The sequence below is a fragment of the Caproicibacterium argilliputei genome (assembly GCF_029211325.2).
GTDB lineage: Bacteria > Bacillota > Clostridia > Oscillospirales > Acutalibacteraceae > Caproicibacterium > Caproicibacterium argilliputei.
On sequence record NZ_CP135996.1, the window covers coordinates 331,806 to 355,674 of the forward strand.

The window sequence follows — 23,869 nt, forward strand, 5'->3', positions numbered from 1 at the left end:
ATGGTTTTTGTGTTTTGCGCGGCACGCAGGGCTACAGCGACTTTCCGAAGAACGGGGCAATCTCCCGAATGCGGCCCGCCACATGGTCAAACTGGTCCGGTGTCAGGGACTGCGCACCATCGGAAAGCGCTTTTGGCGGATTGTTGTGCACTTCAATAATCAGACCGTCCGCTCCGGCGGCGACCGCCGCCATGGCCAGCGGCTCTACCAGCCAGGCAATGCCGCCCGCATGGCTGGGGTCAACCACAACCGGCAGGTGGGAGATCTTTTTCAGAATCGGCACAGCGGAAATATCCAGTGTGTTACGGGTGTAGGTTTCGTAGGTGCGGATGCCGCGTTCGCAAAGGATGACGTTGCTGTTGCCGCCTGCCATGATATACTCTGCGCTCATGAGCAGTTCCTCAATTGTGGCGGAAAGACCGCGCTTGAGCAGAATCGGCGTTTGCAGATGTCCCAGTTCCCGCAGCAGGTCGAAGTTTTGCATATTGCGTGCGCCGACCTGAATGATGTCAACACCTGCCTGCAGGAACAGGTCAATCTGCCGCACGCTCATCAGCTCGGTGACAATGGGCAGCCCAGTTTCTTTTTTGGCGGCGTTGAGCAGATCCAGCCCCTGTGCCTTCAGCCCCTGAAATGCATAGGGGCTGGTGCGCGGCTTAAACGCACCGCCGCGCAAAAACTGCGCGCCGGCGTGTTGCACCCGTTTGGCAACTTCCGTAATCTGCGCTTCGGACTCGACACTGCACGGGCCGGCAATCAGCGCTAGTTTTTCGCCACCAATTTGCAAGCCGTTCGGCAGGGTGACCACGGTGTCATCTGGGTGGAACTTGCGGTTTGCCTTTTTGTACGGTTCCTGCACACGCTTGACAGACTCGACAATTTCATTGGCGGCGATGTTGTCAATGTCAATGCAGGCTGTGTCGCCGATTAAGCCGAGCACGGTGCTCTGTGTGCCAACCCAGGTGTTGACGGCAACGCCGTAGGTGTCTTCCAGTTCCGCAATGAACGTGTCGCGCTGCACCCTTGTGCAGTCCGGCTTCAAAACGATAATCATTGATTTACCCTCCAGTATCCAGTTTGCTATAAAAAAAGACGGAGCTGCTGATGCGCTCCGTCCAAAAGCCTATGCAAACATGAGAAAAATAGTCTGCGCCTTTAACAGGGAAGCTTCCGGCAGGAATCTGCACACAGCGAAAAAGCCCGGGTAAAAAAGCAGCCGGGAAACAGGGAAACGCTAAATCGATGTGTGCCGAAAATCTGCATGAAGAAAGCTCCTTCCAGAAAAAGGACGCGAAAGTCGTAAAGAAAAGTCTGTGCTTATCATAATACAGAAGGGAGGCGCTTGTCAATATGTTTTACCGATTTAAAGCGAATTATCATCTTCTGCTGTCAGCAGCGCCTGCAGCTTTTGCGCAGCCGCGTCGCTCTGCGCCTCTTGCACTGTCAAATCCGCCGCGCTTTGGTAAACCGGCATCCGCGTTTCGTACAGGCTGCGCATGAATGCGGCTTTGTCAGCACGCTCCAAAAGTGGGCGGCTGTGGTCGCCTGACAGCCGCTGCGCAATGCTTTCATACGGGGTGTGCAGCAGCGCGATTACGCCGGTTTCTCGCAGCAGCCGCGTGTTTTCCGGATGCAGCAGCGTGCCGCCGCCCGCGGCAAGTACCAGCCCGCTTCGGCGGGACAGCGTACGGCACGCTTCGGTTTCACACCGGCGGAAATACGCTTCGCCCTTTTCACGGAACAGGTCAGAAATGCTCATTCCCTCTTTCCGCTCGATAAATGTGTCCAAATCCACAAATTCGCGCCCCAGACTTTGCGCGAGCAGACGCCCTGCCGTACTTTTGCCGCAGCCCATGAAGCCGCACAGAATGACGTTGCCGAATCGGCGGCGCATGGTCTGCTCGGCATCCGCGACAATGGGGGCAACCTCCTGCGGGGCGAAGTGGTGTTTGAGCCAGATTTCCTCAGAAGCGGCGGCCTGCCAGACCAGCATACCCATGCCGCCCGCGCAGGGAATGCCGGCTTCCTGCGCGTAGTGCATCAGCATGGTGACGCCGGGGTTGTACACCGCGTCAAACACAGCATGGCAGGCGCGCACTGTCTGCGCGGAAACCGGGCAGTCCGCCAAGTTTGGGTACATTCCGGCGCTGGTTCCGTTGACCAGCAGATCAAAGGAAAGCCCATCAGCGCAGGACTGCTCCACAGTTTCTTCGTCGGTAATGCAGATTTTGCGGGACAGCGCGGCACCGTCCTTTTTGTCGGGCGCCTGCAAACGGCGGTTCAGACTGTTTAAAAATGCCTGCTCGCGGGCGGCGCGGCGTGCCTGCCGCTCCTGCGCCTGCCGCAGTGTGTCCGATGCATGGGGACGCTCGTCTTCGTGCCGCCGCATGACGATGTACAGGGTGTTCCAGTTTGGAGCGGCTTGAATTTCATTTGCAAGGACGCGTGCAACGCCGCCGGTGCCCAGCAGCAGGACGCGCCCTTTGACTGGCAGCCCCGCAGCGGACAGCGCACGGCGGAAGCCGATGCCGTCCGTGGTGCAGCCGGCGGCTTTTCCACCGCGCAGGGAAACAGTGTTGACACTGCCGAAAGCGGCCGCGTCGCCGTCCAGTTCGTCCAGCAGCGGGATGACCGCCTGCTTGTGCGGAATGGTCACATTAAAGCCGTCCAGCAGCCGGAGCGTGTCGGCAAAGCGCTCGGCAAGTTCCTGCGGCGGAATGTCCATTTTAGCATAGGTTCCATTGACACCGCACAGTTTCAGCAGCTTTTGGTGGATGTACGGCGACATGGTGTGGCCAATCGGGTGCCCGATGACGGCAAATCTTTTCTGCGGCATAATGCTGCCCCCCTAAAAGAAAATCAAAGTTTCTGAGAAAATTTCAAGAAAGATATTGACAAAGACAGGCTTTGCTAATAGTATTGTGGATAGAATAAATGCAGGCTCTCCTACCGCTGTTTTCTATTATACCGCCGGTAGGTCGGGTTTGTCTATACACCCAAAGCAGGAGGAGGGAAACGAAGTGGTACTGGAAAAAGTCAAGCACATTCTCGCCGAACAGTTTGATGTGGAGGAAGAAAACATCAACGCAGAGACGAGCATTGCCGACGATCTGGGCGCCGATTCACTGGATGTGGTGGATTTGCTGATGTCTATTGAGGACGAATTTGAAATTGAAGTCCCGGATGGAGAGATTGACAACATCAAAACCGTTGGGGATCTTGTCAATTATATTGAAGAGCATATGTAAAGCGCTTCGTTTTTGCCGCGGCCTTTTTTAGGTTCGCGGCCTTTTTTCTGTCTGCGGCGTCTGCGGAAAAGCGCAGTTTGCCGCGAAAAATCCAGAATGCGGGCGCAGCGGCGCAACCGCCGCCGCACCGGGCGCGAAAGGTTGCATTTCCTTTCGATTTTCTTTATAATAGATGCATTCACCCGGAAAATGCGCCCTGCGGCATACCGGGAACTGGCGCGTCCCGCAAATTCGGGCGGGGCACCGGGGAAGGAGCGTGCAAAGTTTGGGAGACTTTCACTTTTTAATCAGCGGCATTCAGGCAATCGACTGGAAAATGCTTGTCATGTGGGGCATTGGCGGTCTGCTAATTTGGCTGGCAGTCAAAAAGGATTTTGAGCCGTCGCTGCTGCTGCCGATGGGGTTCGGCGCCATTTTGGTGAACCTGCCGTACAGTGGTGTGCTGGGGGACAGCGGCATTGTGCAGTGGCTGTTTCATGTGGGGATTGAAGCCAGCGAGGCGATGCCGCTGCTGCTGTTTGTCGGCATCGGCGCGATGATTGATTTCGGTCCGCTGCTGAGCAATCCGCGGATGCTTCTGTTTGGCGCGGCGGCGCAGTTCGGCATTTTCATGACGGTGGTGCTGGCGGTACTTTTGGGCTTTCCACTCAACGATGCGCTGAGCACCGGCAGCATTGCCGCGGCGGATGGCCCGACGGCGATTTATGTCAGCCAGACGCTCAACTCCAGTTACAAAGGCGCCATCGCGGTGGCGGCGTACAGTTACATGGCGCTGGTGCCGATTATACAGCCCGCCGCCATCAAGCTGGTGACTACGCATAAGGAGCGCACCATCCGTATGCCGTACCATCCCGAGACGGTTTCCAAGACCACGCGGATTCTGTTCCCGATTATCGTAACGGTGATTGCGGGGCTGATTGCACCGGCGAGCGTGGCGCTTGTCGGTTTCCTGATGTTCGGCAACCTGCTGCGCGAGTGCGGCAAGCTGGACAGCCTTAAGGAAACGGCCGCCGGCCCGCTTGCCAATCTGATTACGATTTTTCTGGGCATTACCATCGCGTTTCAGATGCGCGCGGAGCAGTTCCTTAGTCTGGGTACGCTTTTGGTGATGGGGCTGGGGTTGTTCGGCTTTGTCTTTGACACCATCGGCGGCGTTCTGTTCGCGAAGTTTATGAACCTGTTTTTGCCGGAAGGCAAAAAAATCAACCCGATGGTCGGCGCGGCGGGCATTTCCGCGTTTCCAATGAGTGCCCGCGTGATTCAGAAAATGGCGCTCAAAGAGGACAACCAGAACCATTTGCTCATGCACGCGGTGGGCGCCAATGTGGCCGGGCAGATTGGCTCGGTGGTTGCAGGCGGTATCGTTTTGAACCTTGCGCACAGTATGCTGGGGGTGTGACACAATGCGTATGCTGATGAACACGTTGGACTTTTCAAGTATTATGGGAATCGTAAAGGAAAGCGACCTGCTTGGCTCGCTGTGGCTTCTGCTGCAGGGCATGGTGGGCATCTTCCTTGTGATGCTGGTGATTCTGCTGGTGGTTGTGGTGCTGGGCAGGACGACCGGCGCGCACCGCGGCAATGGGGAGAACAGCCGAAAAGAATAAAATTGCGCAGCGGGTATTCCTGTGGCGGAATTGTCTGTAAAAGGAGAGAAACTAAGGGTATGGCACAGCAGAAAAAAATGGTGGAAGAAATCACGCCGATGGAGGAGGACTTTGCCCGCTGGTACACGGATGTGGTTAAAAAAGCGGAGCTCATGGATTACAGCAGCATCAAGGGCTGCATGATCTTTGAACCGTACGGCTACGCAATTTGGGAGAATATGCAGGCAATTTTGGACAAACGCTTCAAGGAATTGGGGCACCAGAATGTGTATATGCCGCTGCTGATTCCGGAAAGCCTGCTGGAAAAGGAAAAGGAGCACGTGGCGGGCTTTGCGCCCGAAGTCGCGTGGGTGACGCAGGGCGGCAACGACAAACTGGAGGAGCGCCTGTGCATTCGCCCGACCAGTGAAACGCTGTTCTGTGAGCACTATAAAAAGGTGATTCACTCCTGGCGTGACCTGCCGAAGCTTTACAATCAGTGGTGCAGTGTGGTTCGTTGGGAAAAAACCACCCGCCCGTTCCTGCGTACCAGTGAGTTTCTCTGGCAGGAGGGGCACACCATGCACGCCACCGCCGAGGAGGCGAAAGCCGAAACGCGGCAGATGCTGCAGGTTTACGCGGACTTTTACCGGGATGTGCTTGCCATTCCGCCGGTTATCGGGCAGAAGACCGAAAGCGAAAAATTCGCGGGCGCGGAGGAAACGTACACCATCGAGGCCATGATGCACAATGGCGTGGCGCTGCAGGGCGGCACCAGTCACTATTTTGGCGACGGCTTTGCAAAGAGCTTTGACATCACCTTTACCGATAAAAACAATCAGCTGCAGCATCCGTTCCAGACCAGCTGGGGGGTTTCCACCCGCATGATCGGCGGCATTATTATGACGCATGGTGACAACAGCGGCCTCGCACTGCCTCCGGCCATCGCGCCGATTCAGGTGGTCATTGTGCCGGTTGCCCAGCATAAGCCCGGCGTTCTGGAAAAGGCAAACGAGCTGTTTGAGCAGCTGAAAGCGGCGGGCCTGCGCGTCAAGGTAGACGACAGCGAACAGTCCCCCGGCTGGAAGTTTGCCCAATATGAGATGCAGGGGGTTCCGCTGCGTCTGGAAATTGGCCCGAAGGATATTGAGAAAAATCAGTGCGTGCTGGTGCGCCGCCCCGACCGCAACAAGGCGTTTACGCCGCTGGACAACCTTGTGGATTCCGTCAAGGCGGAACTGCAGATGGTGCACGATATTCTCTATAACAATGCGAAGGATAATCTGGAAAGCAAGATTTACGCTGCGCATAACCACGCGGAGTTTTTGGATATTGCCCAGAACAAGCCTGGCTTTATCAAGGCCATGTGGTGCGGTGACCCTGCCTGCGAGGAGCAGCTCAAAAACGAAACCGGCGGCGTGAAGTCCCGCTGCATTCCGTTTGAGGAGGAACACCTCAGCGACACCTGCGTGTGCTGCGGCAAGCCTGCCAAGCATATGCTGTACTGGGGCCGTCAATACTAATAAAAAGCGCAGCCGTTTTTGCGGCTGCGTTCCTTTATTCCAAGCGGATGCCCGGCACCTCGTCAAAGTCGCTGCCGGAAAGGATGAGCACATCGCCCGGCAGAATTTCTGTGCTGCCATTGGGAACCAGTTCCTCCTTGCCGCGCTGAATCAGCACCAGCAGGATGTCATCCGGAATGCCCGCCTCCGCCACACTTTTGTGTGCCCAGGGGTATTGCGCGTCAATGTGGACCCTTTTGAGGTTGGCGGTGATTTCTTCACCGTAGTCACTGAACGTCTGCAGCACATTGACGTGGGTGTCGTCAATCAGATCCAGTTTGTTGGCGATAAGCGGCAGGAAGGTGCCTTGTATGGTGACAGAGAACATGGAAACGAAGAAGACAATGTGGTAGATGTCGTTCTGTACGGCAGTGCCGTGTGTAACCGCGAAAATGGCGAATACAATGGACGCCGCCCCGCGCAGCCCCACCCACGAAACGAACGCCATGGACTTCGGCGAATAGTGGAAAAAACTGAGAATGGCAAACACCACTGCCGGCCGCGCGACAAACGTGAGAAACAGGAAGATGGCAAGCGAGATGCCAAATACCTGAAACAGGCGCGACGGAAAGCACAGCAGCCCCAGCGTAAAGAACATGAAAATCTGCATGACCCACGACATGGAGTCGAAAAACCGCAGCAGGCTGCGCTTGCGCGGCGTGCGGCCGTTGCCCAGCAGAATACCGGTCAGGTACACCGCCAGATAAGCGTTGCCGTGCAGGGTTTCAGTCAGCGCATAGGAGAGCAGCGCGATGCCTGCCACCAGAATCGGGTAAAGACCCATGACTTCAAAATGAATGTGCGCCAGTACCCGTTCTGATAGAAGCCCGATGCCGACACCCAGCAAAAGCCCGAACCCGATCTGCTCTGCAATCAGCAGCGGTATATTTTCCTGCTGGGAAGTCCCCATCAGCGACAGCAGCAGGGCGGTGATCATGTAGGAGCAGGGGTCGTTAGAGCCGGACTCTACCTCCAACAGCGGCGCAAGGCCGGTTTTTAGGTTCAGCTTTCTGGAGCGCAGGATGGAGAAAACACTTGCCGCGTCAGTGCTGCTTAAAACAGAACCAACCAGAAAGCTTTCCAGCAGCGGCATTTGCAGCACATATCGGCAGAAAACACCGACCAGCGCAGTGGTGGCTATGACGCCCACGGTGGAAAGCAGCAGCGACGGTGCGGCAACCTTGCGGGCAGTTTTCCAGTTGGTGCTGAAGCCGCCGAAAAACATGATTACGGCGAGACCCACTTCGCACAGATTTTCCGCGAAGCTGTAGTTGTCAAACCACAGCCCACCGATTCCATCGGAGCCAAACAGCATTCCCAAGATGGCAAATATGAGCAGTGACGGAATACCAAACTTAAACAGCAGCTTGCTGAACGCGATGCAGAGAATCAGCACCAGAGCAATCAAAAGAATGTACGAGGTAAATGCCATAAAACGCCCCTTTTCCTAAAAAATGAACCTGCATAGGCTTTGCTATGCAAACGAGTTTTTTATAGTATAACATAAAAAGGGATGCTTCGCCATAGAAACACGGATTCATTCAGCCTTATTGATAAAATTGCGAAAAAAATGCGGACTTCTTCATAGTAAAGCGACAATAAGAAAAATGCGCGTATCCACTGAAAACGCGCAAAATGAATTTTTTGAAATGCAATTGCGCAAATTGAATATGCGAACACCGGAAGGAGGAAGCCTGATGATTGAAAAACACGCAGCCCGCCTAGTTGCTGGCGGATTGCTGGGCGCTGCGGCAGCCGCTGCCGTCTGCAGCCGACTGGGAAAGCAGCCGACGTCCATTGCCGTGACCGGTGCGGACTGCAAAATCACATTGAAAAGGAAAAAGAAACCGGTGGCTGTATTTTCCTGCGGCGGACTGACGCCACATACAGCGGCAGGTACGGTCGCGCACGTCTGCGCGGCAGGGGCGCGGGCAGTTTTGCACGCCCACAGAAATACAGCAGGGGGAATACGATGAATTTACTTTACGGAACGAATGCGGGCTACTGTGAGCAAACGGCGGTTTCCATGCGGTCGGTTTTTGAAAACAACCGCGATCTGGAAATTCAGGTCTTTCTTCTGTGTGAGCAGGTGCCTGCCGAATTGCGCCGGAAGATGTGCAGCGTTGCGGATGATTTTGACAATGTGCAAGTTACCTGTTTGAACCCGCAGCCCTTTCTGGAGCCTTTAGAGAAAGCGTTTCAAATGCGAAACTGGCGTGGCAGCAGCGTGCAGTATATCTACGCTTGCATTTGTGACGCGTTTCCACGTTTGGACCGCATCCTTTGGCTGGACGGCGATGTGGTTTGCTGCGGTTCGCTGCGGGAACTGTGGGAAACCGATATGGGTGATACCTGCGTGGCGGCGGGACTGGACTGCACGCCGTTTCTTGCCCTGCAGGTGGATAAACCCTTTTACAACACGCCGTTTTACTTCAATGCCGGCGTACTGCTGTTTGACCTGAACAATTGTTACCGCCACGAACTGCAGCAGCGCTGCCGCAATGTACTGCGCGGATTTGGAAAAAAGCTGGCTTACTGTGACCAGTCCATGCTGAACCTTGCGCTGCCGCCGCGGTTGGTGCACCGCTTGGATCTGCGCTGGAACTATCCGGCCGGCGTGAGCCGTGCCGCTATGCAGTGCGTTTCGCTGCGAGACACGCCCGAAAAGCGGACTTTTTCGGCAGTGCAGCTGAACGATGCGCTGTCGGATTTGCGCCTGATCCATTATATAGGCGGTTCCCTGCCGACCAAACCGTGGTTTGCGGAGTATCGGTCGCCGCTGCGGGTCGATTATATCAAGTACCGCGCGCATACGCCGTGGCGCGAGGAACCACTGCGAACTTGGCCGCGAAAAGACTGGAAAGAAGCTTTTGTGACAGACTTTTCAAAGACCTGGGACACACCGGGCATGGGCGCATTGGTGAGCCTGTACCAGAAGCTGCACGGCTGGGGTTCCAGCGTGCAAAACCTGCCGGAAAAATAATTTGAAAAACTGAAAAAAACGCTTGCATTCCCGCACACTCTATGGTATTATGCTTAAGTACGACTGCGACAGATATGCGTTGAAGCGGGAGGTTGCGGCCACATGGCCGGTTTTTCCGTGGAGTATGTCCGATTTTAAACCGGGCGAGAGAGAATCAAACGTGCACGTTGCTCCCTGCGGGGAATTGCGCGCACAGGCGTTTTTGATTGCACCCGGATCTTCCAAAGCGGAGGGTCCGGTTTTTCAATGGGCTGGGAAGAAACACCCGGCTCAGTGTTTGAAAAGAATGCCGCCTGAAAGGCTCTGTCCGCCTACTACAACAAGGAGGCGATCCAAAGTGGCAGTCAAAGAAAAAATGAGGATCCGTATCAAGGGTTATGACCACCAGCTGGTCGACCAGTCCGCCGAGAAAATCGTGCAGACTGCAAAGCGCACAGGTGCCCGCGTCAGCGGCCCTGTCCCGCTGCCGACTGAAAAGCAGATCATCACCATCCTGCGCGCTGTGCATAAGTACAAGGACAGCCGTGAGCAGTTCGAAATGCGCACGCACAAGCGCCTGATCGATATCCTCAGACCGTCCAACACCACCGTTGAGGCTCTGATGGGCCTCGAGCTCCCCGCCGGCGTTGAGATTGAGATTAAACTGTAAGGCACCGCTTTATAAGTAATCGACCCTCAACCTACCGAGCAGCCCTTGCGGCTGCGTGCGGCCGAGGTCATGTTGGCACAACGCCAACCAATAACCTGCATAGGAGGAACAAATATGCAAAAAGGAATCATCGGCAAGAAGATCGGCATGACGCAGATCTTCGATGCACAGGGCAATGTCGTGCCGGTAACGGTCATTGAGGCAGGCCCCTGCGCAGTTACCCAGAAAAAAACCGTTGAAAACGACGGCTACCAGAGCGTTCAGCTGGGCTTCGGCGAGCTGAAAGCACAGCGCGTGAACAAGCCCCTTAAAGGCCACTTCGACAAGGGCGACGTTGCCCCGAAGAAGGCACTGCGCGAATTCCGTCTGGACGACACTTCCGCTCTGAACATCGGCGACATTGTCAAAGCAGACGTGTTCGCCGAGGGCGACCGTGTGGACGTACAGGGAACCAGCAAAGGTAAAGGCTGGGCCGGCGTGATTAAGCGCTGGAACTTCAGCCGCCTGAAGGAGTCACACGGTACCGGTCCTGTCGGCCGTATGGGCGGCTCCACCGGCTGCTGCTCCGACCCGTCCCGTGTGTTCCCGGGCAAGCACCGCTCCGGCCATCTGGGCGCCGTCACCACCACTGTACAGAACCTGACAGTGGCTAAGGTGGACGCGGAAAACAACCTGATCGCCATTAAGGGCGCCGTACCTGGCCCGAACGGCGGTATCGTCTGCATCCGCGACAGCGTCAAAGCGAAGAAAGCGTAAGGGAAGGAGGAACCGCAATGCCTACAATCGCAGTGAAAGATATGACAGGTAAAGAGGTCGGCAAAATCGACCTGTCCGATGCCGTTTTTGGCGTCGAACCCAACGTTAGCGTCATGCATGACGTTGTAAAGAACCAGCTCGCTAACCGCCGTCAGGGCACCCAGAGCGCCCTGACCCGCAGCGAGGTTTCCGGCGGCGGCAGAAAGCCGTGGCGCCAGAAAGGCACAGGCCACGCACGCCAGGGCTCCACGCGGGCTCCCCAGTGGACCCACGGCGGCATCGTGTTTGCGCCGAAGCCGCGTGATTACAGCTACACCCTGAACAAAAAGGTTCGCCGCCTGGCCCTGAAGTCCGCTTTTTCCAGTAAGGTGAAAGACAACGAGATGATCGTCCTTGACAGCATCTCTCTGGACACTTACAAGACCAAGACTGTGGCCGATATGCTCAAGGCACTGGGCGCCGACAAAACTGTTCTGCTGGTTTTGCCGGAAAACAACAAGACTGTCATTGCTTCCGCCCATAACATTCCGGGTGTGAAGACAGCCCTGACCAACACCCTCAACGTTTACGACATTCTCAATGCTGACAAGTTCATCGTTGTGAAGGATGCCGTGGCACAGATCGAGGAGGTATATGCATAATGACTGCACATGAGATTATTTTGCGCCCGGTCATCACGGAGAAATCCATGGCCGGCATCGCAAATAAAGCTTATACGTTCCAGGTCGCGCCGAATGCAACGAAAGTTGACATCAAAAGAGCCGTTGAAGAACTCTTCGGCGTTAAGGTGCGTAAAGTGAACACCCTGCACGTCCGCGGCCATCTGCGCCGTCAGGGACGCAGCCAGGGCTTCACCCCCGCCTGGAAGAAAGCTGTTGTTTCTTTGACAGAGGAAAGCAAGACCATCGAATTCTTCGAGGGAATGCTGTAAGCTGCCGAATGAAACCGGCCTTCCGGCAACGTATGGGGCGCGAAAGGGCTTCGTTCCTTTCGGCCGGCTGCAGACAGCCGCTCCTGCGGGAGCGCCCCGCAAAGCCTAGTTTAAGGAGTGTGAAACCAGAGAATGGCTATTAAGAACTATACCGCCAGCACGCCTTCCCGCCGCAATATGTCGACGACGGATTACTCCGGTCTTTCCAAGAAAGGCCCGGAAAAGAGCCTGCTGGACACCAATAAAAAGAACGCTGGCCGCAACAGCTACGGCCGCATCACCGTCCGCCACCGCGGCGGCGGCAACCGCACCAAATACCGCCTGATCGACTTTAAGCGTCAGAAGGCGGACGTGCCTGCCACTGTGCAGAGCATTGAGTACGACCCGAACCGCTCCGCGTTTATCGCGCTGGTGAAGTACGAAGACGGCGAAAAAGCCTATATCATTGCGCCGAACGGCCTGAAAGTCGGCGATGTCATTGTTTCCGGTGTGAATGCTGACATTAAGCCCGGCAACGCACTTCCGCTTTCCGCCATCCCGACCGGTACCTACATCCACAACGTGGAACTGTATCCGGGCAAGGGCGCTCAGCTGGCACGTGCCGCTGGCATTATGGCACAGCTGATGGCTAAGGAAAACGGCATGGCACTGCTCCGTTTGCCCTCCGGCGAGCTGCGCAATGTACCCGATTCCTGCATGGCCACCATCGGCCAGGTCAGCAACATTGACCACGAGAACGTCAAACTCGGCAAAGCAGGCCGCAAGCGCCACATGGGTTGGCGCCCGACCGTCCGCGGTTCTGTTATGAACCCGAACGACCATCCGCATGGCGGCGGCGAAGGCAAATCTCCTGTCGGCCATCCCGGCCCGATGACGCCTTGGGGCAAGCCTGCTCTTGGCTACAAGACGCGTGATCATCACAAGGCTTCCGATAAGTTTATCGTCAAGCGCAGAAACGACAAATAAGGCATAAGAAAGGAGCTTTTAAACCATGAGCAGAAGCTTAAAGAAGGGTCCTTTTGTAGAGCCTGGTCTGCTGAAGAGGATCCAAGCGATGAACGCTGCGGGTGAAAAGAAGATCGTCAAAACCTGGAGCCGCGCGTCCATCATTTTCCCGGATTTTGTCGGCCACACCATTGCAGTTCATGACGGCCGCAAACACGTTCCGGTGTACGTTACGGAAGACATGGTCGGTCACCATCTCGGCGAGTTTGCACCGACCCGTACTTTTAAAGGCCATTCCGGCAGCAAAACGACTGCCCCGACAAAATAACGGCTGAAAGGAGTGTATCAAATGGAAGCAAGGGCTAACCTGAAATACGCCCGTATTTCCCCTCGTAAAGTATCCATTGTGCTGGACTTGATCCGCAACAAGCCGGTGGATGAGGCTATGGCTATCCTTAAGAATACGCCCAAGGCCGCTACAGAGTATCTGGTAAAGCTGCTCAAGTCGGCTATGGCGAACGCTGAGAATAATCACAGCATGGACGTTTCCCGGCTGTACGTTTCGGAATGTTACGCATGCCCGGGCCCGATCCTCAAGCGCATCCGTCCGCGTGCCCAGGGCCGCGCGTACCGTGTCCTGAAAAGGACTTCCCACGTGACGCTGGTGCTTAAGGAAAAGGAATAAAGCAGAGGAGGTTACACAATGGGCCAGAAAGTGAATCCGCACGGTTTACGTGTCGGTGTTATCAAAGATTGGGATTCCCGCTGGTACGTCAATGCAAAAGACTTTGGCGATACCTTGGTGGAAGACTACAAACTGCGCAAAACGCTGAAAAAGCAGCTTTATTCCGCGGGCGTCCCGAAGATTGAAATTGAACGTGACGCATCGAAAGTCCGCATCCACATCCACTGCGCAAAGCCGGGCATGGTCATCGGCAAGGGCGGCGCTGAAATCGAAAAGCTCCGCCTGCAGTGCGAAAAGATGCTGGGCAAACCTGTCACCATCAATATTGTCGAGGTCAAAACACCCGACCTCAACGCACAGCTCGTTGCCGAAAACATTGCTCAGCAGCTGGAGAAGCGCACTTCTTTCCGCCGCGCCATGAAGCAGTGCATCGGCCGCGCCATGAAGCTTGGCGCAAAGGGTATCAAAACGCAGGTTTCCGGCCGTGTGGGCGGCGCTGAAATTGCCCGCACAGAGCAGTACCACGACGGTACCATCCCGCTGCAGACTCTGCGTGCCGATATCGACTACGGCTTTGCCGAGGCTGCGACCACCTACGGCCGCATCGGCGTAAAAGTTTGGATTTATCGGGGCGAAGTTCTGCACGACACCCGCCGCACCGCTGAGAACCGCACAGAGCAGCGCAGCGACCGCCGTGCGCCCCGTCGGGAAGGAGGCCGCAAGTAATGTTAATGCCTAAACGCGTGAAACACCGCCGCACGCACCGCGGTCGTATGACCGGCAAGGCTTACCGCGGCAACAAGGTTGTGTACGGTGATTACGGCATTCAGGCACAGGAGCCTGCATGGATCACCGCAAACCAGATTGAGGCGGCTCGTGTCGCCATGACCCGTTACTGCAAACGCTTCGGTCAGGTCTGGATTAAGATTTTCCCTGACAAGCCTTACACCAAGAAACCGCTTGAAACCCGAATGGGTAAAGGTAAAGGCGCCCCCGAGTACTGGGTGGCTGTGGTAAAGCCCGGCCGCGTGATGTTCGAAATCGGCGGCGTGCCGGAAGAAACTGCGCGCGAAGCCCTGCGTCTGGCGGCAAGCAAGCTGCCCATCAAGACAAAGGTAATTGCGAAGGAAGAGGAGGTTGCCCAGTAATGAAAGCTTCTGAAGTTCGGGAGATGACAACTGCAGAGCTCGAGAGCAAGCTCAAGGACCTGAAAGAGGAGCTCTTCAACCTCCGTTTCCAGCTTGCGATCAATCAGCTCGACAACCCGATGCGTATTTCCGCTGTCAAAAAGGACATTGCCCGCGTTAAGACCGTTCTGCGTGCGAATGAACTCAACGACAGCGCGAACGCGTAACCGGAAGGAGGAAACATCGTGAGCGAACAGAGAAACAACCGGAAAACTGAGGTTGGCACTGTTGTCAGCAATAAAATGGACAAAACCATTGTCATTGCCATTAAGGACAGCGTCAAGCATCCGCTGTACAATAAAGTTATTAAGCGTACTGTTAAACTGAAAGCACATGACGAGAAAAACGAGTGCAACATCGGTGACCGCGTGCGTGTGATGGAGACCCGCCCCCTCAGTAAGGACAAACGGTGGCGTCTTGTGGAGATTATCGAAAAGGCGAAGTAAGACTTTGCCCATGCAAAGGAGGAACGCACTGTGATTCAACAGCAGACTTACCTCAATGTTGCCGATAACACCGGCGCGAAGCAGCTTATGTGCATCCGCGTACTCGGCGGTACCGGCAGAAGGTATGCAAATATCGGTGATGTCGTGGTCGCTTCCGTAAAGAAAGCGGCCCCGGGCGGAACTGTAAAAAAAGGTGAAGTTGTAAAGGCGGTCATCGTCCGCACAGCTTCCGGCGTGCGCCGTGAGGACGGCAGCTACATCCGTTTTGACGAAAACGCAGCCGTATTGATTAAAGACGACAAAAATCCGCGGGGAACCCGTATCTTCGGGCCTGTGGCGCGCGAACTGCGTGACCACGACTACATGAAGATTCTGAGCCTTGCCCCGGAAGTGCTGTAAGGAGGTGTCACAGGAAATGGCAAACAAACTGCAAGTAAAAACCGGTGACACTGTTGTCATGCTTTCCGGCCGCGATGCCGGCAAGCAGGGCAAGGTCATGGCTGTCAGCCCCAAAGAGGGCAAGGTCATTGTTGAAAAGCTCAACATGGTCACCAAGCACGTCAAGCCCCGCAAAATGGGCGAAGAGGGCGGTATTGTAAAGGGCGAAGGCGCCGTTTACGCCTGCAAGGTTCAGGTGGTCTGCCCGAACTGCAAGAAACCCACCCGTGTCGGCCACCAGATTGCTGAGGACGGCACGAAGACCCGCATCTGCAAAAAATGCGGGAAAACGCTGTAAGGGAGGAGGACATCATGGCTAGACTGAAAGAATATTACAAGAGCGAGGTCGCGCCCGCCCTCATGAAGAAATTCTCTTACAAGAGTGTGATGCAGATCCCGAAGCTTGACAAGATTGTCATCAACGTCGGCGCGGGCGAAGCAAAAGAGAACGCGAAGGTCATTGATTCCATTATCGGCGACCTGAAGGCGATCACCGGCCAGAAGCCGGCTATCTGCAAAGCGCGCAAGAGCGTTGCAAACTTTAAATTGCGTGAAGGTATGCCCATCGGCGTGAAGGTTACGCTGCGCGGCGACCGGATGTACGAATTCCTGGATCGTTTCTTCAACGTATCGCTGCCCCGCGTGCGCGATTTCCGCGGGATTAACCCGAACGCGTTTGACGGCCGCGGCAACTACAACCTCGGCGTGAAGGAACAGCTGATCTTCCCGGAAATCGAGTTTGACAAGGTCGATAAGGTACGCGGCATGGACATCTGCTTCGTTACAACCGCGCAGAACGACGAGGAAGCCCGCGAGCTGCTTACGCTCATGGGCGCCCCGTTCGAGAAATAAGGAGGGGTTCCTGTGGCAAAAACATCTATGAAAGTCAAGCAGCGCCGCCCTGCGAAGTATGCTTCTCGCCAGTACAACCGCTGCAAAATCTGCGGTCGGCCGCACGGCTACCTTCGTAAGTTCGGTATCTGCCGTATTTGCTTCCGCGAGCTTGCCTACAAGGGCGAGATTCCGGGCGTAAAAAAGGCAAGCTGGTAAAGAGCTAAGGAGGAAACGGAATGCAGATTACAGATACGATTGCAGACCTGCTCACCCGCATCCGCAACGCAAGTTCCGCCAAACATGCCACTGTCGAGATCCCCGCTTCCAATATGAAGAAGGCGATCTGCCAGATCCTGAAGGATGAAGGCTATGTTAAGAACTTTACAGTTGCGAACGACGGCAAACAGGGTATTATCAAGGTAGACCTCAAGTATACAGAAGACCATACACCGGTTATTTCCGGTCTGAAGCGCGTCAGTAAGCCCGGCCTGCGCATTTATTCCAGCGCAGAGGAACTGCCGCGTGTGATGAAGGGACTCGGCGTTGCGGTGATTTCCACCAGCCACGGCGTAATGACCGACCGTGAGGCTCGCAAGGCCAACGTCGGCGGCGAAGTCCTCGCATTTATTTGGTAAGAAGGGGGCGCAGAAATGTCTCGAATTGGAAGAAAACCTATAAATATTCCCGCAGGCGTTGATGTCAAAGTCAGCGGCAGCGTTGTGACGGTAAAGGGCCCGAAGGGCACCCTGACCAAAGAATTCCACCCGAACATGACAATCGCGGTGGAGGGCAACGAGATCCTCGTAACCCGTCCGAACGATACAAAGGAAAACAAGTCCCTGCATGGACTTACCCGCACACTGATTCACAACATGGTGCTGGGTGTGACAGAAGGCTTCAAAAAGGAGCTGGAAGTCCGCGGCGTCGGTTACCGTGTGCAGAAAAAGGGCAAGGAACTGGTTATGAACCTGGGGTATTCTCACCAGGTGATCGTTCCGGAAATTGACGGCATCACCATTGAGTGCCCGTCTGCGAACCTGATTACCATCCACGGCCCTGACAAGCAGCAGGTTGGTCAGTTTGCTGCGGAAGTCCGTGAGAAACGTCTGCCGGAGCCTTACAAGGGCAAGGGCATCCGCTACGTCGGCGAGTTTGTCCGTCATAAGGAAGGCAAAGCCGGCAAGGGCGCTAAGAAGTAACTGAAGGAGTGAAAAATACAAATGGTGAACAAGGCTGACAAAAGCACTGCCAGACTGCGCCGCCACCGCCGTGTGCGCGGTAAGATTTCCGGCACATCGGTGTGCCCCCGCCTGAATGTGTTTCGCTCTACCAAGAACATCTACGCCCAGGTCATTGACGATATCAATGGGGTCACGCTGTGCGCGGCTTCCACTCTGGACAAAGAGTTCGACGGTAACGGCGGCAATAAAGACGCTGCACGCAAGGTTGGCGAGCTGATCGCAAAGCGTGCCGCGGATAAAGGCATCAAAGAGGTCAAGTTTGACCGCGGCGGTTATTTATTCCACGGCCGTGTCAAGGAACTGGCCGACGGCGCCCGTGAGGGCGGCCTCAAGTTCTGATAAAGGAGGAAAAACGATTGGCTAGATTCGACGCAAGACGTAAAGAAGACGACGAGTTCAAGGAGCACGTAGTTGCCATCAACCGTGTTTCCAAGACAGTTAAAGGCGGCCGTATTTTCAAGTTTGCTGCGCTGGTAGTGGTCGGCGACGGCAAGGGCACTGTGGGCTTCGGCATTGGCAAATCCGGCGAAGTTCCGGATGCCATCCGCAAGGGCATCGAAGACGCGAAGAAAAACCTCATTAAGGTTTCCACTCGCGGCTCTACGATTCCGCATGAAATTATCGGCGCATTTGGCGCGGGCCGCGTTCTCATGAAGCCCGCTGCTCCCGGTACCGGCGTTATCGCCGGCGGTCCGGTGCGTGCTGTTATTGAAGCAGCCGGTATCCGCGATATTCGTACGAAGGCACTGCGTTCCAACAATCCTTGCAACGTTGTGCGCGCCACCATCGAGGGTCTTTCCAAGCTGCGCACAGCCGAGCAGGTTGCAGCGCTGCGCGGCCGCTCTGTGAGCGAAATTCTGTAAGGAGGGCGCAACCATGGCACAGGTAAATATTAAGCTGGTCAAAAGCCTGATCGGCGCACAGAAAGACCAGATCGCCACTGCTCAGTCTCTGGGCCTTCACAAGATCGGTGACACCACCGTTCAGCCCGACAATGAGCAGACAAAAGGCAAGGTGCGTAAAATCACCCACCTCATCGAGGTTACAAACGCTTAAAACAGCAAGGAGGTGCGAGTAAATGAAACTGAATGACTTGACAGCAGTTCAGGGCGCAACGCAGACCGCAAAACGCATTGGCCGCGGCCACGGCTCCGGTCAGGGAAAAACCGCCGGCAAAGGTCACAAGGGCCAGAAGGCACGTGCAGGTCGCGGTATGCGTCCGGGATTTGAAGGCGGCCAGATGCCTTTGCAGCGCCGTGTTCCGAAGCGCGGCTTCAACAATATTTTCGCGAAGTCGATTGTTACGGTCAATGTCGGTACGCTGGACAAAAAATTCGAAGACGGTGCCACTGTGGACACACAGGCTCTGCTGGACGCAGGCGTCATTAAGTCCGCTCTGGATGGTGTGAAAATCCTCAGCAATGGCAATGTTACAAAAAAATTCACTGTGAAAGCCGCTGCTTTTTCCGCCGCTGCAAAAGAGAAGATTGAATCTGCAGGTGGGAAGGCAGAGGTGATCTGAGTTGTTTAAAACAATAAAGAATGCCTGGGGAATTCCCGATCTTCGCAAGAAAATCATCTTTACACTGGTAATCATCGTTATCTTCCGCTTTGGTTCGGTGATTCCGGTTCCGTTTTTGGATTCGACCGCACTCAACGGTATCATGAACAGCAGCGCCGTCAGCGGCACTGCGCTCGGGTATCTGGATATGCTTTCCGGCGGTGCATTTTCCAATGCAACGCTTTTTGCAATGAGTGTTACGCCTTACATCAATGCCCAGATCATTATGCAGCTGCTTGCAGTGGCCATTCCGGCGCTGGAGCGCATGGTGAAGGACGGCGGCGAAGAGGGACGTAAAAAGATGAGCGCCATCACCCGTTATGTGGGCGTGGCACTCGGTTTAGTACAGGGTCTGGCGTACTACTTCTATCTGCGTAACAGCAGCTATGGCAGCACGCCAATCGTGAAATTTACCACCGGCAGCGCGGGCATTTTTACCGCGTTCGTCATTGTACTGGTCTTTACGGCCGGCACGGCACTGATCATGTGGATGGGCGAGCAGATTAACCAGTTCGGTATTGGCAACGGTATTTCCATTCTGCTGTTTGCCGGCATTGTGTCCCGTATTCCGAGCATCATCGGTCACTTGGCAAACTATGTGCAGATGGCTTGGAAAGACGGCTCCGCAAACGGCAAGTACTTCTTCCTGGTGCCGTTGTGGGTGATTCTGTTCCTGGCTCTGATTTGGGTCATTGTCTTTATGAACGATGCGGAGCGCCGGATTCCGGTGCAGTACGCAAAACGTGTTGTCGGCCGCAAGCAGTACGGTGGCCAGGCCAGCCATATTCCGATTAAAGTCGGAATCGGCGGTGTTATGCCAATCATTTTCGCAAGCTCCATTTTGTCCATTCCGACGACGATTCGTTTCTTCATCGGCAACAAAGACATGGGCAGCTTCGGAAACGCATTTTTCACTGCTTTTTCTAATACAGGCTGGGTCTACTGTGTGCTTTATGTGCTTCTGATTCTGGCATTTGCATATTTTTACACGGCAATTCAGTATAATCCGGTAGAGATGGCAAATAACCTGCGTCAAAGCAACGGCACCATCCCGGGTATCCGCCCCGGCAAGCCGACCTCTGATTTCATTGGCAAGGTTCTTTCTAAGATTACACTGATCGGTGCAGTCTTTCTTGCGTGCATCGCCCTGCTGCCAATCGTTTTTGCAAATGCGACCGGCATGAGCAACCTTTCGATGGGCGGCACTTCCATCATCATCCTTGTGGGTGTTGCTTTGGAAACAGTGAAACAGCTGGAAAGCCAAATGATGATGCGTCATTATAAAGGCTTCCTCGATTAAGAAGGAGTTTTAACTATGAACCTGATTCTATTGGGCGCGCCCGGCGCCGGAAAAGGTACACAGGCAGAAACTATCTGTGCCAAACTGCACATTCCTGCCATTTCGACCGGCAACATGATTCGAGAGGCGCTGAAAAACGGTACGGAGATGGGTTTGGCCGCCAAGTCCTATATGGACAAAGGCGACCTGGTGCCCGATGAAGTCGTTATTGGCATTGTGAAAGACCGCTTACAGCAGGACGACTGCAAAAACGGTTTTGTGCTGGACGGCTTTCCGCGCACCATCCCCCAGGCCGAGGCTCTGGACAAAATGGGCGTTCGGATTGACAAGGTCATCGAAATTGATGTCCCGGATGAAACCATTGTAACGCGTATGTCCGGACGCCGTGTCTGCGCGGAGTGCGGCGCAAGCTACCACCTGGTGTACAAAAAGCCGAAGGTGGCGGGCAAGTGCAACTTCTGCGGAGGCGCCTTGGTTCAGCGCACGGATGACCACCCGGATACGGTTCATGCACGTTTGAAGGAATATCACGCGAAGACAGAGCCGCTCAAGGCTTACTATGAGAAGCAGGGCAAGCTGGTCGTCGTGGATGGTCAGGAGGATGTGGCAGACACGTCCCGCCTGACACTTGCAGCAATCGAGGCGTAATTATGATCATTCTAAAAACCAGCCGTGAGCTGACCTGCATGAAGCATGCGGGCCGGATTGCGCAGAACGCATTGAAGCTGGCCGGCTCGCTGGTCAGGCCGGGAGTTTCCACTTGGGAACTCGACAAGGCGGCTCATGATTACATTGTGGGCGAGGGCGCAGTTCCGTCCTGTCTTGGCTACGGCGGTTTTCCGGCGACCTGCTGTATTTCCGTCAACGATGTGGTTGTCCATGGCATACCGAGTAAGACGAAAATCCTCAAGGAGGGCGACATCGTCAGCATTGACCTGTGCGCCACTTACGAAGGCTTTATCGGTGACAATACCTGGACTTTTCCGGTTGGAAAGGTCAGCGATGAGGCGCAGCGTCTTATGGATACAACCCGCGAGTGCCTGTTTCAAGGCATAGAGGCCGCAAAGCCCGGCAACCGAATTGGTGATGTGGGCAGCGCGGTTCAGCGGTATGCTGAAGCTCGCGGTTACTCGGTGGTACGGAATTATACCGGCCATGGAGTAGGCGCGAATATGCATGAAGATCCCAGTGTTCCAAATTACGGCACGCCCGGCCGCGGCGTGCGCCTGTTGCCCGGCATGGTCATTGCCATTGAGCCAATGATCTGTCAGGGCACTTACGAGGTAAAAACCCTGTCTGACGGCTGGACAACTCTGACGAAAGACGGCAAGCTCGCAGCACACTATGAGCACACCGTGGCCATTACGGAATCCGGCCCCGTCATTTTGACACAGGGCGACTGAGGAGGTCGCCAGATGGAAATAAAGCGCGGCACAGTGGCCCGCAGTGCAGCAGGCCGCGATAAAGGCAGCTTTTGCACTGTGCTTTCCCTTGCAGGGTCGTATGCCCTGGTGAGCGACGGAAAGCGCCGCACACTGGAAAAGCCGAAAAAGAAAAAGCTTATCCACCTTTTTCCGACCCGCACGATTTTACCGGAGGAAGCCCTGCACAGCAACCGAGCGCTGCGGGCGGCTCTTCGGCCGTTTTGCGGCAAGGGCAGTTCCACGCCAGAGGAGGCTGATTTGTAATGTCAAAGCAGGACGTAATTGAAACCGAAGGCACCGTTGTTGAGGCTCTGCCGAATGCTATGTTTAAGGTAGAGCTGCAGAATCACCACACGATCCTGGCTCATATCTCCGGCAAACTGCGTATGAACTTTATCCGCATTCTGCCTGGAGATAAGGTCACCGTAGAGATGTCTCCCTACGATCTGACACAGGGCCGCATCACGTGGCGTACCAAGTAAGAAAACGGAAACATTCCCACAAGGAGGGTACACCCATGAAAGTAAGACCTTCTGTTAAAAAAATGTGCGAAAAGTGCAAGATCATCAAGCGTAAGGGCAAAGTCATGGTGATCTGTGAGAACCCGAAGCACAAACAGCGTCAAGGCTAAGTGACGCGATTATCATTTTGGAGGTGCAACCAGTATGGCTCGTATAGCAGGTATTGACTTGCCAAGAGACAAACGCGTCGAGATCGCCCTGACTTATATCTTTGGTATCGGCCGCAAGACCGCCACGGATATTTGCTCCGCAACCGGCGTGAACCCTGATCTGCGCGTGCGCGACCTTACCGAGGACGACGCCGCAAAGCTCAGAGAATATATTGACCACAACTGCCGCGTGGAGGGCGACCTTCGCCGCGATGTGGCATTTGACATCAAGCGGCTTACGGAAATCGGCTGCTACCGCGGCATCCGTCACCGTAAGGGACTGCCGGTGCGCGGCCAGCGTTCCAAGACTAACGCGAGGACTCGTAAAGGCCCCCGTAAGACCATGGCCAACAAGAAGAAGTAAAGGAGGGTCTATCACATGCCAGCAACTAAAGGCACAGCAAAAAAGACTGCTGCGACTCGCCGCCGTCGGGAACGGAAAAACATTGACCGCGGTGCGGCGCATATCCAGTCTACTTTCAATAATACGATTGTAACAATCACCGATGTGCAGGGCAATGCGGTTTCCTGGGCAAGCTCTGGCGAGCTGGGTTTCCGCGGCAGCAGAAAGTCCACCCCCTTTGCCGCACAGACCGCCGCCGAAACTGCCGCAAAGGTGGCCATCGACCACGGTATGAAGACGGTGGATGTCTACGTGAAGGGCCCGGGTGCAGGCCGCGAGGCTGCCATCCGTGCGCTGCAGAACGCCGGTCTGGAGGTCACGTTGATCAAAGATGTGACCCCGGTTCCCCACAATGGATGCCGTCCTCCCAAAAGAAGACGTGTATAGCAAACAGGAATTCAAAAAGGAGGAATACGACGAATGGCAAGAAATATGCAGCCTATCCTGAAGCGGTGCAAAACCCTGGGTATCAGCCCCGCTGCGATGGGCGTCAATAAAAACTCAATCCGCAACCCGAAGCAGGGCCGCCGCAAGCAGAGTGAATATGCCATGCAGCTTAACGAAAAGCAGAAGGCAAAGTTCATTTACGGCGTACAGGAGCGGCAGTTCCGCCATTACTATGAAATGGCAACCAAAACTTCCGGCGTGACCGGCGAAAACCTGCTGCGTCTGCTGGAGCGCCGCCTGGACAATTGCGTGTACCGCCTCGGCTTTGCCAACACACGCCGTGAGGCGCGCCAGATGGTGAACCACGGCCACATCACAGTAAACGGCAAAAAGGTGGACATCTGCTCTTATCTCATCAGTGAGGGCGACTTGATTTCCATTGCAGAAAAGAGCCGCTCTTCTCAGCACGTAAAGGACATTCTGGAGAAGAATGCCGCGACCGTTGTGCCGAAGTGGCTTACTGTGAACCACGATGCAGTTGAGGGCAAGGTTGTTGCAATGCCCGAAAGAAGCGATATTGACTTTGATATCAACGAAACGCTTATCGTTGAGTTGTACTCCAAGTAATGCCCT

General features: G+C 55.1%; 39 protein-coding genes. 36 read left to right on the forward strand and 3 right to left on the reverse strand.

Annotated features, from left to right (window positions below; genetic code table 11):
• Positions 1-31: 31 nt before the first annotated feature.
• Complete coding sequence (gene aroF, locus PXC00_RS01510; protein ID WP_275844564.1) at positions 32-1,054, reverse strand: 3-deoxy-7-phosphoheptulonate synthase; 1,023 nt, start codon at positions 1,052-1,054, stop codon at positions 32-34.
• A gap of 309 nt (positions 1,055-1,363) precedes the next feature.
• Entirely contained in the window at positions 1,364-2,836 is a 1,473-nt protein-coding gene (locus tag PXC00_RS01515) for a shikimate kinase (RefSeq protein WP_275844563.1), read from the reverse strand.
• Between the two features lie 184 nt (positions 2,837-3,020).
• Here PXC00_RS01515 and acpP point away from each other — a divergent pair, with 184 nt between their 5' ends.
• The 4 genes from acpP (at position 3,021) to proS (ending at position 6,357) form a co-directional block, all read left to right on the forward strand.
• Positions 3,021-3,248 (forward strand): acyl carrier protein, encoded by a 228-nt coding sequence (acpP, locus tag PXC00_RS01520; protein ID WP_275844562.1) that lies wholly within the window; start codon positions 3,021-3,023, stop codon positions 3,246-3,248.
• A gap of 316 nt (positions 3,249-3,564) precedes the next feature.
• On the forward strand, positions 3,565-4,647 hold the full coding sequence (locus tag PXC00_RS01525; RefSeq protein ID WP_275844663.1) for a sodium ion-translocating decarboxylase subunit beta: 1,083 nt from the start codon (positions 3,565-3,567) through the stop codon (positions 4,645-4,647).
• Positions 4,648-4,651: 4 nt separating this feature from the next.
• Positions 4,652-4,855 (forward strand): hypothetical protein, encoded by a 204-nt coding sequence (locus tag PXC00_RS01530; protein ID WP_316935045.1) that lies wholly within the window; start codon positions 4,652-4,654, stop codon positions 4,853-4,855.
• A gap of 59 nt (positions 4,856-4,914) precedes the next feature.
• Complete coding sequence (gene proS, locus PXC00_RS01535; protein ID WP_275844560.1) at positions 4,915-6,357, forward strand: proline--tRNA ligase; 1,443 nt, start codon at positions 4,915-4,917, stop codon at positions 6,355-6,357.
• A 34-nt stretch (positions 6,358-6,391) separates the two neighbouring features.
• On the opposite strand, the gene PXC00_RS01540 is transcribed toward proS, so the two are convergent.
• Positions 6,392-7,828 carry a potassium/proton antiporter gene (locus PXC00_RS01540; RefSeq protein WP_275844559.1) on the reverse strand — a complete coding sequence of 479 codons (1,437 nt, stop codon included), beginning with the start codon at positions 7,826-7,828 and terminating at the stop codon, positions 6,392-6,394.
• A 265-nt stretch (positions 7,829-8,093) separates the two neighbouring features.
• Here PXC00_RS01540 and PXC00_RS01545 point away from each other — a divergent pair, with 265 nt between their 5' ends.
• The 32 genes from PXC00_RS01545 to rpsD all read left to right on the forward strand — a co-directional run bounded on the left by PXC00_RS01545 (position 8,094) and on the right by rpsD (position 23,863).
• Positions 8,094-8,372, forward strand: a complete 279-nt coding sequence (locus PXC00_RS01545) for a hypothetical protein (protein ID WP_275844558.1) — start codon at positions 8,094-8,096, stop codon at positions 8,370-8,372.
• Positions 8,369-9,379: a glycosyltransferase family 8 protein gene (locus PXC00_RS01550; protein ID WP_275844557.1), complete on the forward strand. Its 1,011-nt coding sequence runs from the start codon at positions 8,369-8,371 to the stop codon at positions 9,377-9,379. Before PXC00_RS01545 ends, PXC00_RS01550 begins: the two co-directional genes overlap by 4 nt.
• A gap of 337 nt (positions 9,380-9,716) precedes the next feature.
• Positions 9,717-10,028, forward strand: a complete 312-nt coding sequence (gene rpsJ / locus PXC00_RS01555) for a 30S ribosomal protein S10 (protein WP_086036534.1) — start codon at positions 9,717-9,719, stop codon at positions 10,026-10,028.
• Between the two features lie 114 nt (positions 10,029-10,142).
• Positions 10,143-10,784, forward strand: coding sequence for a 50S ribosomal protein L3 (rplC, locus tag PXC00_RS01560; RefSeq protein ID WP_275844556.1), 642 nt, complete (start codon positions 10,143-10,145; stop codon positions 10,782-10,784).
• Between the two features lie 17 nt (positions 10,785-10,801).
• Positions 10,802-11,425, forward strand: coding sequence for a 50S ribosomal protein L4 (gene rplD, locus PXC00_RS01565; protein WP_275844555.1), 624 nt, complete (start codon positions 10,802-10,804; stop codon positions 11,423-11,425).
• Entirely contained in the window at positions 11,425-11,715 is a 291-nt protein-coding gene (gene rplW / locus PXC00_RS01570; RefSeq protein WP_275844554.1) for a 50S ribosomal protein L23, read from the forward strand. The genes rplD and rplW overlap by 1 nt, the downstream gene beginning before the upstream one ends.
• Positions 11,716-11,847: 132 nt before the next feature.
• Positions 11,848-12,681 carry a 50S ribosomal protein L2 gene (gene rplB, locus PXC00_RS01575; protein ID WP_275844553.1) on the forward strand — a complete coding sequence of 278 codons (834 nt, stop codon included), beginning with the start codon at positions 11,848-11,850 and terminating at the stop codon, positions 12,679-12,681.
• A 25-nt stretch (positions 12,682-12,706) separates the two neighbouring features.
• Positions 12,707-12,988, forward strand: a complete 282-nt coding sequence (rpsS, locus tag PXC00_RS01580; protein WP_275844552.1) for a 30S ribosomal protein S19 — start codon at positions 12,707-12,709, stop codon at positions 12,986-12,988.
• 21 nt (positions 12,989-13,009) lie between these two features.
• The gene (rplV, locus tag PXC00_RS01585; protein WP_212507384.1) at positions 13,010-13,345 is read left to right on the forward strand and encodes a 50S ribosomal protein L22; all 336 of its coding nucleotides are present in this window, start codon (positions 13,010-13,012) and stop codon (positions 13,343-13,345) included.
• A gap of 18 nt (positions 13,346-13,363) precedes the next feature.
• The gene (gene rpsC, locus PXC00_RS01590; RefSeq protein ID WP_275844551.1) at positions 13,364-14,071 is read left to right on the forward strand and encodes a 30S ribosomal protein S3; all 708 of its coding nucleotides are present in this window, start codon (positions 13,364-13,366) and stop codon (positions 14,069-14,071) included.
• On the forward strand, positions 14,071-14,493 hold the full coding sequence (gene rplP, locus PXC00_RS01595; protein WP_275844550.1) for a 50S ribosomal protein L16: 423 nt from the start codon (positions 14,071-14,073) through the stop codon (positions 14,491-14,493). The genes rpsC and rplP overlap by 1 nt, the downstream gene beginning before the upstream one ends.
• Positions 14,493-14,699, forward strand: coding sequence for a 50S ribosomal protein L29 (rpmC, locus tag PXC00_RS01600; protein ID WP_275844549.1), 207 nt, complete (start codon positions 14,493-14,495; stop codon positions 14,697-14,699). Before rplP ends, rpmC begins: the two co-directional genes overlap by 1 nt.
• Positions 14,700-14,717: 18 nt before the next feature.
• A complete protein-coding gene (rpsQ, locus tag PXC00_RS01605) occupies positions 14,718-14,978 on the forward strand; it encodes a 30S ribosomal protein S17 (protein WP_275844548.1) in 261 nt (86 codons plus the stop codon).
• 30 nt (positions 14,979-15,008) lie between these two features.
• Positions 15,009-15,377 (forward strand): 50S ribosomal protein L14, encoded by a 369-nt coding sequence (gene rplN / locus PXC00_RS01610; protein ID WP_275844547.1) that lies wholly within the window; start codon positions 15,009-15,011, stop codon positions 15,375-15,377.
• A 16-nt stretch (positions 15,378-15,393) separates the two neighbouring features.
• Entirely contained in the window at positions 15,394-15,714 is a 321-nt protein-coding gene (rplX, locus tag PXC00_RS01615; protein WP_275844546.1) for a 50S ribosomal protein L24, read from the forward strand.
• A gap of 14 nt (positions 15,715-15,728) precedes the next feature.
• A complete protein-coding gene (gene rplE / locus PXC00_RS01620) occupies positions 15,729-16,268 on the forward strand; it encodes a 50S ribosomal protein L5 (RefSeq protein WP_275844545.1) in 540 nt (179 codons plus the stop codon).
• Between the two features lie 12 nt (positions 16,269-16,280).
• Complete coding sequence (locus tag PXC00_RS01625; protein ID WP_275844544.1) at positions 16,281-16,466, forward strand: type Z 30S ribosomal protein S14; 186 nt, start codon at positions 16,281-16,283, stop codon at positions 16,464-16,466.
• Between the two features lie 20 nt (positions 16,467-16,486).
• On the forward strand, positions 16,487-16,885 hold the full coding sequence (rpsH, locus tag PXC00_RS01630; protein WP_275844543.1) for a 30S ribosomal protein S8: 399 nt from the start codon (positions 16,487-16,489) through the stop codon (positions 16,883-16,885).
• A gap of 15 nt (positions 16,886-16,900) precedes the next feature.
• Complete coding sequence (rplF, locus tag PXC00_RS01635) at positions 16,901-17,449, forward strand: 50S ribosomal protein L6 (protein ID WP_275844542.1); 549 nt, start codon at positions 16,901-16,903, stop codon at positions 17,447-17,449.
• A gap of 21 nt (positions 17,450-17,470) precedes the next feature.
• A complete protein-coding gene (rplR, locus tag PXC00_RS01640) occupies positions 17,471-17,830 on the forward strand; it encodes a 50S ribosomal protein L18 (protein WP_275844541.1) in 360 nt (119 codons plus the stop codon).
• Between the two features lie 17 nt (positions 17,831-17,847).
• Positions 17,848-18,354 carry a 30S ribosomal protein S5 gene (rpsE, locus tag PXC00_RS01645; protein ID WP_275844540.1) on the forward strand — a complete coding sequence of 169 codons (507 nt, stop codon included), beginning with the start codon at positions 17,848-17,850 and terminating at the stop codon, positions 18,352-18,354.
• Between the two features lie 13 nt (positions 18,355-18,367).
• Positions 18,368-18,547, forward strand: a complete 180-nt coding sequence (gene rpmD, locus PXC00_RS01650) for a 50S ribosomal protein L30 (RefSeq protein WP_275844539.1) — start codon at positions 18,368-18,370, stop codon at positions 18,545-18,547.
• A 22-nt stretch (positions 18,548-18,569) separates the two neighbouring features.
• Positions 18,570-19,013 carry a 50S ribosomal protein L15 gene (gene rplO, locus PXC00_RS01655; RefSeq protein WP_275844538.1) on the forward strand — a complete coding sequence of 148 codons (444 nt, stop codon included), beginning with the start codon at positions 18,570-18,572 and terminating at the stop codon, positions 19,011-19,013.
• 1 nt (position 19,014) lies between these two features.
• Positions 19,015-20,352: a preprotein translocase subunit SecY gene (secY, locus tag PXC00_RS01660; RefSeq protein WP_275844537.1), complete on the forward strand. Its 1,338-nt coding sequence runs from the start codon at positions 19,015-19,017 to the stop codon at positions 20,350-20,352.
• A 15-nt stretch (positions 20,353-20,367) separates the two neighbouring features.
• Entirely contained in the window at positions 20,368-21,000 is a 633-nt protein-coding gene (locus tag PXC00_RS01665) for an adenylate kinase (RefSeq protein WP_275844536.1), read from the forward strand.
• A 2-nt stretch (positions 21,001-21,002) separates the two neighbouring features.
• On the forward strand, positions 21,003-21,755 hold the full coding sequence (gene map / locus PXC00_RS01670; RefSeq protein ID WP_275844535.1) for a type I methionyl aminopeptidase: 753 nt from the start codon (positions 21,003-21,005) through the stop codon (positions 21,753-21,755).
• A 12-nt stretch (positions 21,756-21,767) separates the two neighbouring features.
• Positions 21,768-22,040, forward strand: coding sequence for a KOW domain-containing RNA-binding protein (locus PXC00_RS01675; RefSeq protein WP_275844534.1), 273 nt, complete (start codon positions 21,768-21,770; stop codon positions 22,038-22,040).
• Positions 22,040-22,258 (forward strand): translation initiation factor IF-1, encoded by a 219-nt coding sequence (gene infA, locus PXC00_RS01680; RefSeq protein ID WP_275844533.1) that lies wholly within the window; start codon positions 22,040-22,042, stop codon positions 22,256-22,258. The genes PXC00_RS01675 and infA overlap by 1 nt, the downstream gene beginning before the upstream one ends.
• A 35-nt stretch (positions 22,259-22,293) precedes the next feature.
• Entirely contained in the window at positions 22,294-22,407 is a 114-nt protein-coding gene (rpmJ, locus tag PXC00_RS01685; protein ID WP_004824776.1) for a 50S ribosomal protein L36, read from the forward strand.
• Positions 22,408-22,441: 34 nt separating this feature from the next.
• Complete coding sequence (rpsM, locus tag PXC00_RS01690) at positions 22,442-22,810, forward strand: 30S ribosomal protein S13 (RefSeq protein ID WP_275844532.1); 369 nt, start codon at positions 22,442-22,444, stop codon at positions 22,808-22,810.
• A 15-nt stretch (positions 22,811-22,825) separates the two neighbouring features.
• The gene (rpsK, locus tag PXC00_RS01695; protein WP_275844531.1) at positions 22,826-23,236 is read left to right on the forward strand and encodes a 30S ribosomal protein S11; all 411 of its coding nucleotides are present in this window, start codon (positions 22,826-22,828) and stop codon (positions 23,234-23,236) included.
• A gap of 33 nt (positions 23,237-23,269) precedes the next feature.
• On the forward strand, positions 23,270-23,863 hold the full coding sequence (gene rpsD / locus PXC00_RS01700) for a 30S ribosomal protein S4 (protein WP_275844530.1): 594 nt from the start codon (positions 23,270-23,272) through the stop codon (positions 23,861-23,863).
• The last annotated feature ends 6 nt before the right edge of the window (positions 23,864-23,869 follow it).

Bases quoted from the DNA above. Each gene is read 5' to 3' on its own strand.
- aroF (WP_275844564.1), bottom strand. From the start codon at position 1,054: ATGATTATCGTTTTGAAGCCGGACTGCACAAGGGTGCAGCGCGACACG.
- PXC00_RS01515 (WP_275844563.1), bottom strand. From the start codon at position 2,836: ATGCCGCAGAAAAGATTTGCCGTCATCGGGCACCCGATTGGCCACACC.
- PXC00_RS01525 (WP_275844663.1), top strand. From the start codon at position 3,565: ATGCTTGTCATGTGGGGCATTGGCGGTCTGCTAATTTGGCTGGCAGTC.
- PXC00_RS01530 (WP_316935045.1), top strand. From the start codon at position 4,652: ATGCGTATGCTGATGAACACGTTGGACTTTTCAAGTATTATGGGAATC.
- proS (WP_275844560.1), top strand. From the start codon at position 4,915: ATGGCACAGCAGAAAAAAATGGTGGAAGAAATCACGCCGATGGAGGAG.
- PXC00_RS01540 (WP_275844559.1), bottom strand. From the start codon at position 7,828: ATGGCATTTACCTCGTACATTCTTTTGATTGCTCTGGTGCTGATTCTC.
- PXC00_RS01545 (WP_275844558.1), top strand. From the start codon at position 8,094: ATGATTGAAAAACACGCAGCCCGCCTAGTTGCTGGCGGATTGCTGGGC.
- PXC00_RS01550 (WP_275844557.1), top strand. From the start codon at position 8,369: ATGAATTTACTTTACGGAACGAATGCGGGCTACTGTGAGCAAACGGCG.
- rplC (WP_275844556.1), top strand. From the start codon at position 10,143: ATGCAAAAAGGAATCATCGGCAAGAAGATCGGCATGACGCAGATCTTC.
- rplD (WP_275844555.1), top strand. From the start codon at position 10,802: ATGCCTACAATCGCAGTGAAAGATATGACAGGTAAAGAGGTCGGCAAA.
- rplW (WP_275844554.1), top strand. From the start codon at position 11,425: ATGACTGCACATGAGATTATTTTGCGCCCGGTCATCACGGAGAAATCC.
- rplB (WP_275844553.1), top strand. From the start codon at position 11,848: ATGGCTATTAAGAACTATACCGCCAGCACGCCTTCCCGCCGCAATATG.
- rpsS (WP_275844552.1), top strand. From the start codon at position 12,707: ATGAGCAGAAGCTTAAAGAAGGGTCCTTTTGTAGAGCCTGGTCTGCTG.
- rplV (WP_212507384.1), top strand. From the start codon at position 13,010: ATGGAAGCAAGGGCTAACCTGAAATACGCCCGTATTTCCCCTCGTAAA.
- rpsC (WP_275844551.1), top strand. From the start codon at position 13,364: ATGGGCCAGAAAGTGAATCCGCACGGTTTACGTGTCGGTGTTATCAAA.
- rplP (WP_275844550.1), top strand. From the start codon at position 14,071: ATGTTAATGCCTAAACGCGTGAAACACCGCCGCACGCACCGCGGTCGT.
- rpmC (WP_275844549.1), top strand. From the start codon at position 14,493: ATGAAAGCTTCTGAAGTTCGGGAGATGACAACTGCAGAGCTCGAGAGC.
- rplX (WP_275844546.1), top strand. From the start codon at position 15,394: ATGGCAAACAAACTGCAAGTAAAAACCGGTGACACTGTTGTCATGCTT.
- rplE (WP_275844545.1), top strand. From the start codon at position 15,729: ATGGCTAGACTGAAAGAATATTACAAGAGCGAGGTCGCGCCCGCCCTC.
- rpsH (WP_275844543.1), top strand. From the start codon at position 16,487: ATGCAGATTACAGATACGATTGCAGACCTGCTCACCCGCATCCGCAAC.
- rplF (WP_275844542.1), top strand. From the start codon at position 16,901: ATGTCTCGAATTGGAAGAAAACCTATAAATATTCCCGCAGGCGTTGAT.
- rplR (WP_275844541.1), top strand. From the start codon at position 17,471: ATGGTGAACAAGGCTGACAAAAGCACTGCCAGACTGCGCCGCCACCGC.
- rpmD (WP_275844539.1), top strand. From the start codon at position 18,368: ATGGCACAGGTAAATATTAAGCTGGTCAAAAGCCTGATCGGCGCACAG.
- rplO (WP_275844538.1), top strand. From the start codon at position 18,570: ATGAAACTGAATGACTTGACAGCAGTTCAGGGCGCAACGCAGACCGCA.
- PXC00_RS01665 (WP_275844536.1), top strand. From the start codon at position 20,368: ATGAACCTGATTCTATTGGGCGCGCCCGGCGCCGGAAAAGGTACACAG.
- map (WP_275844535.1), top strand. From the start codon at position 21,003: ATGATCATTCTAAAAACCAGCCGTGAGCTGACCTGCATGAAGCATGCG.
- PXC00_RS01675 (WP_275844534.1), top strand. From the start codon at position 21,768: ATGGAAATAAAGCGCGGCACAGTGGCCCGCAGTGCAGCAGGCCGCGAT.
- infA (WP_275844533.1), top strand. From the start codon at position 22,040: ATGTCAAAGCAGGACGTAATTGAAACCGAAGGCACCGTTGTTGAGGCT.
- rpmJ (WP_004824776.1), top strand. From the start codon at position 22,294: ATGAAAGTAAGACCTTCTGTTAAAAAAATGTGCGAAAAGTGCAAGATC.
- rpsM (WP_275844532.1), top strand. From the start codon at position 22,442: ATGGCTCGTATAGCAGGTATTGACTTGCCAAGAGACAAACGCGTCGAG.
- rpsK (WP_275844531.1), top strand. From the start codon at position 22,826: ATGCCAGCAACTAAAGGCACAGCAAAAAAGACTGCTGCGACTCGCCGC.
- rpsD (WP_275844530.1), top strand. From the start codon at position 23,270: ATGGCAAGAAATATGCAGCCTATCCTGAAGCGGTGCAAAACCCTGGGT.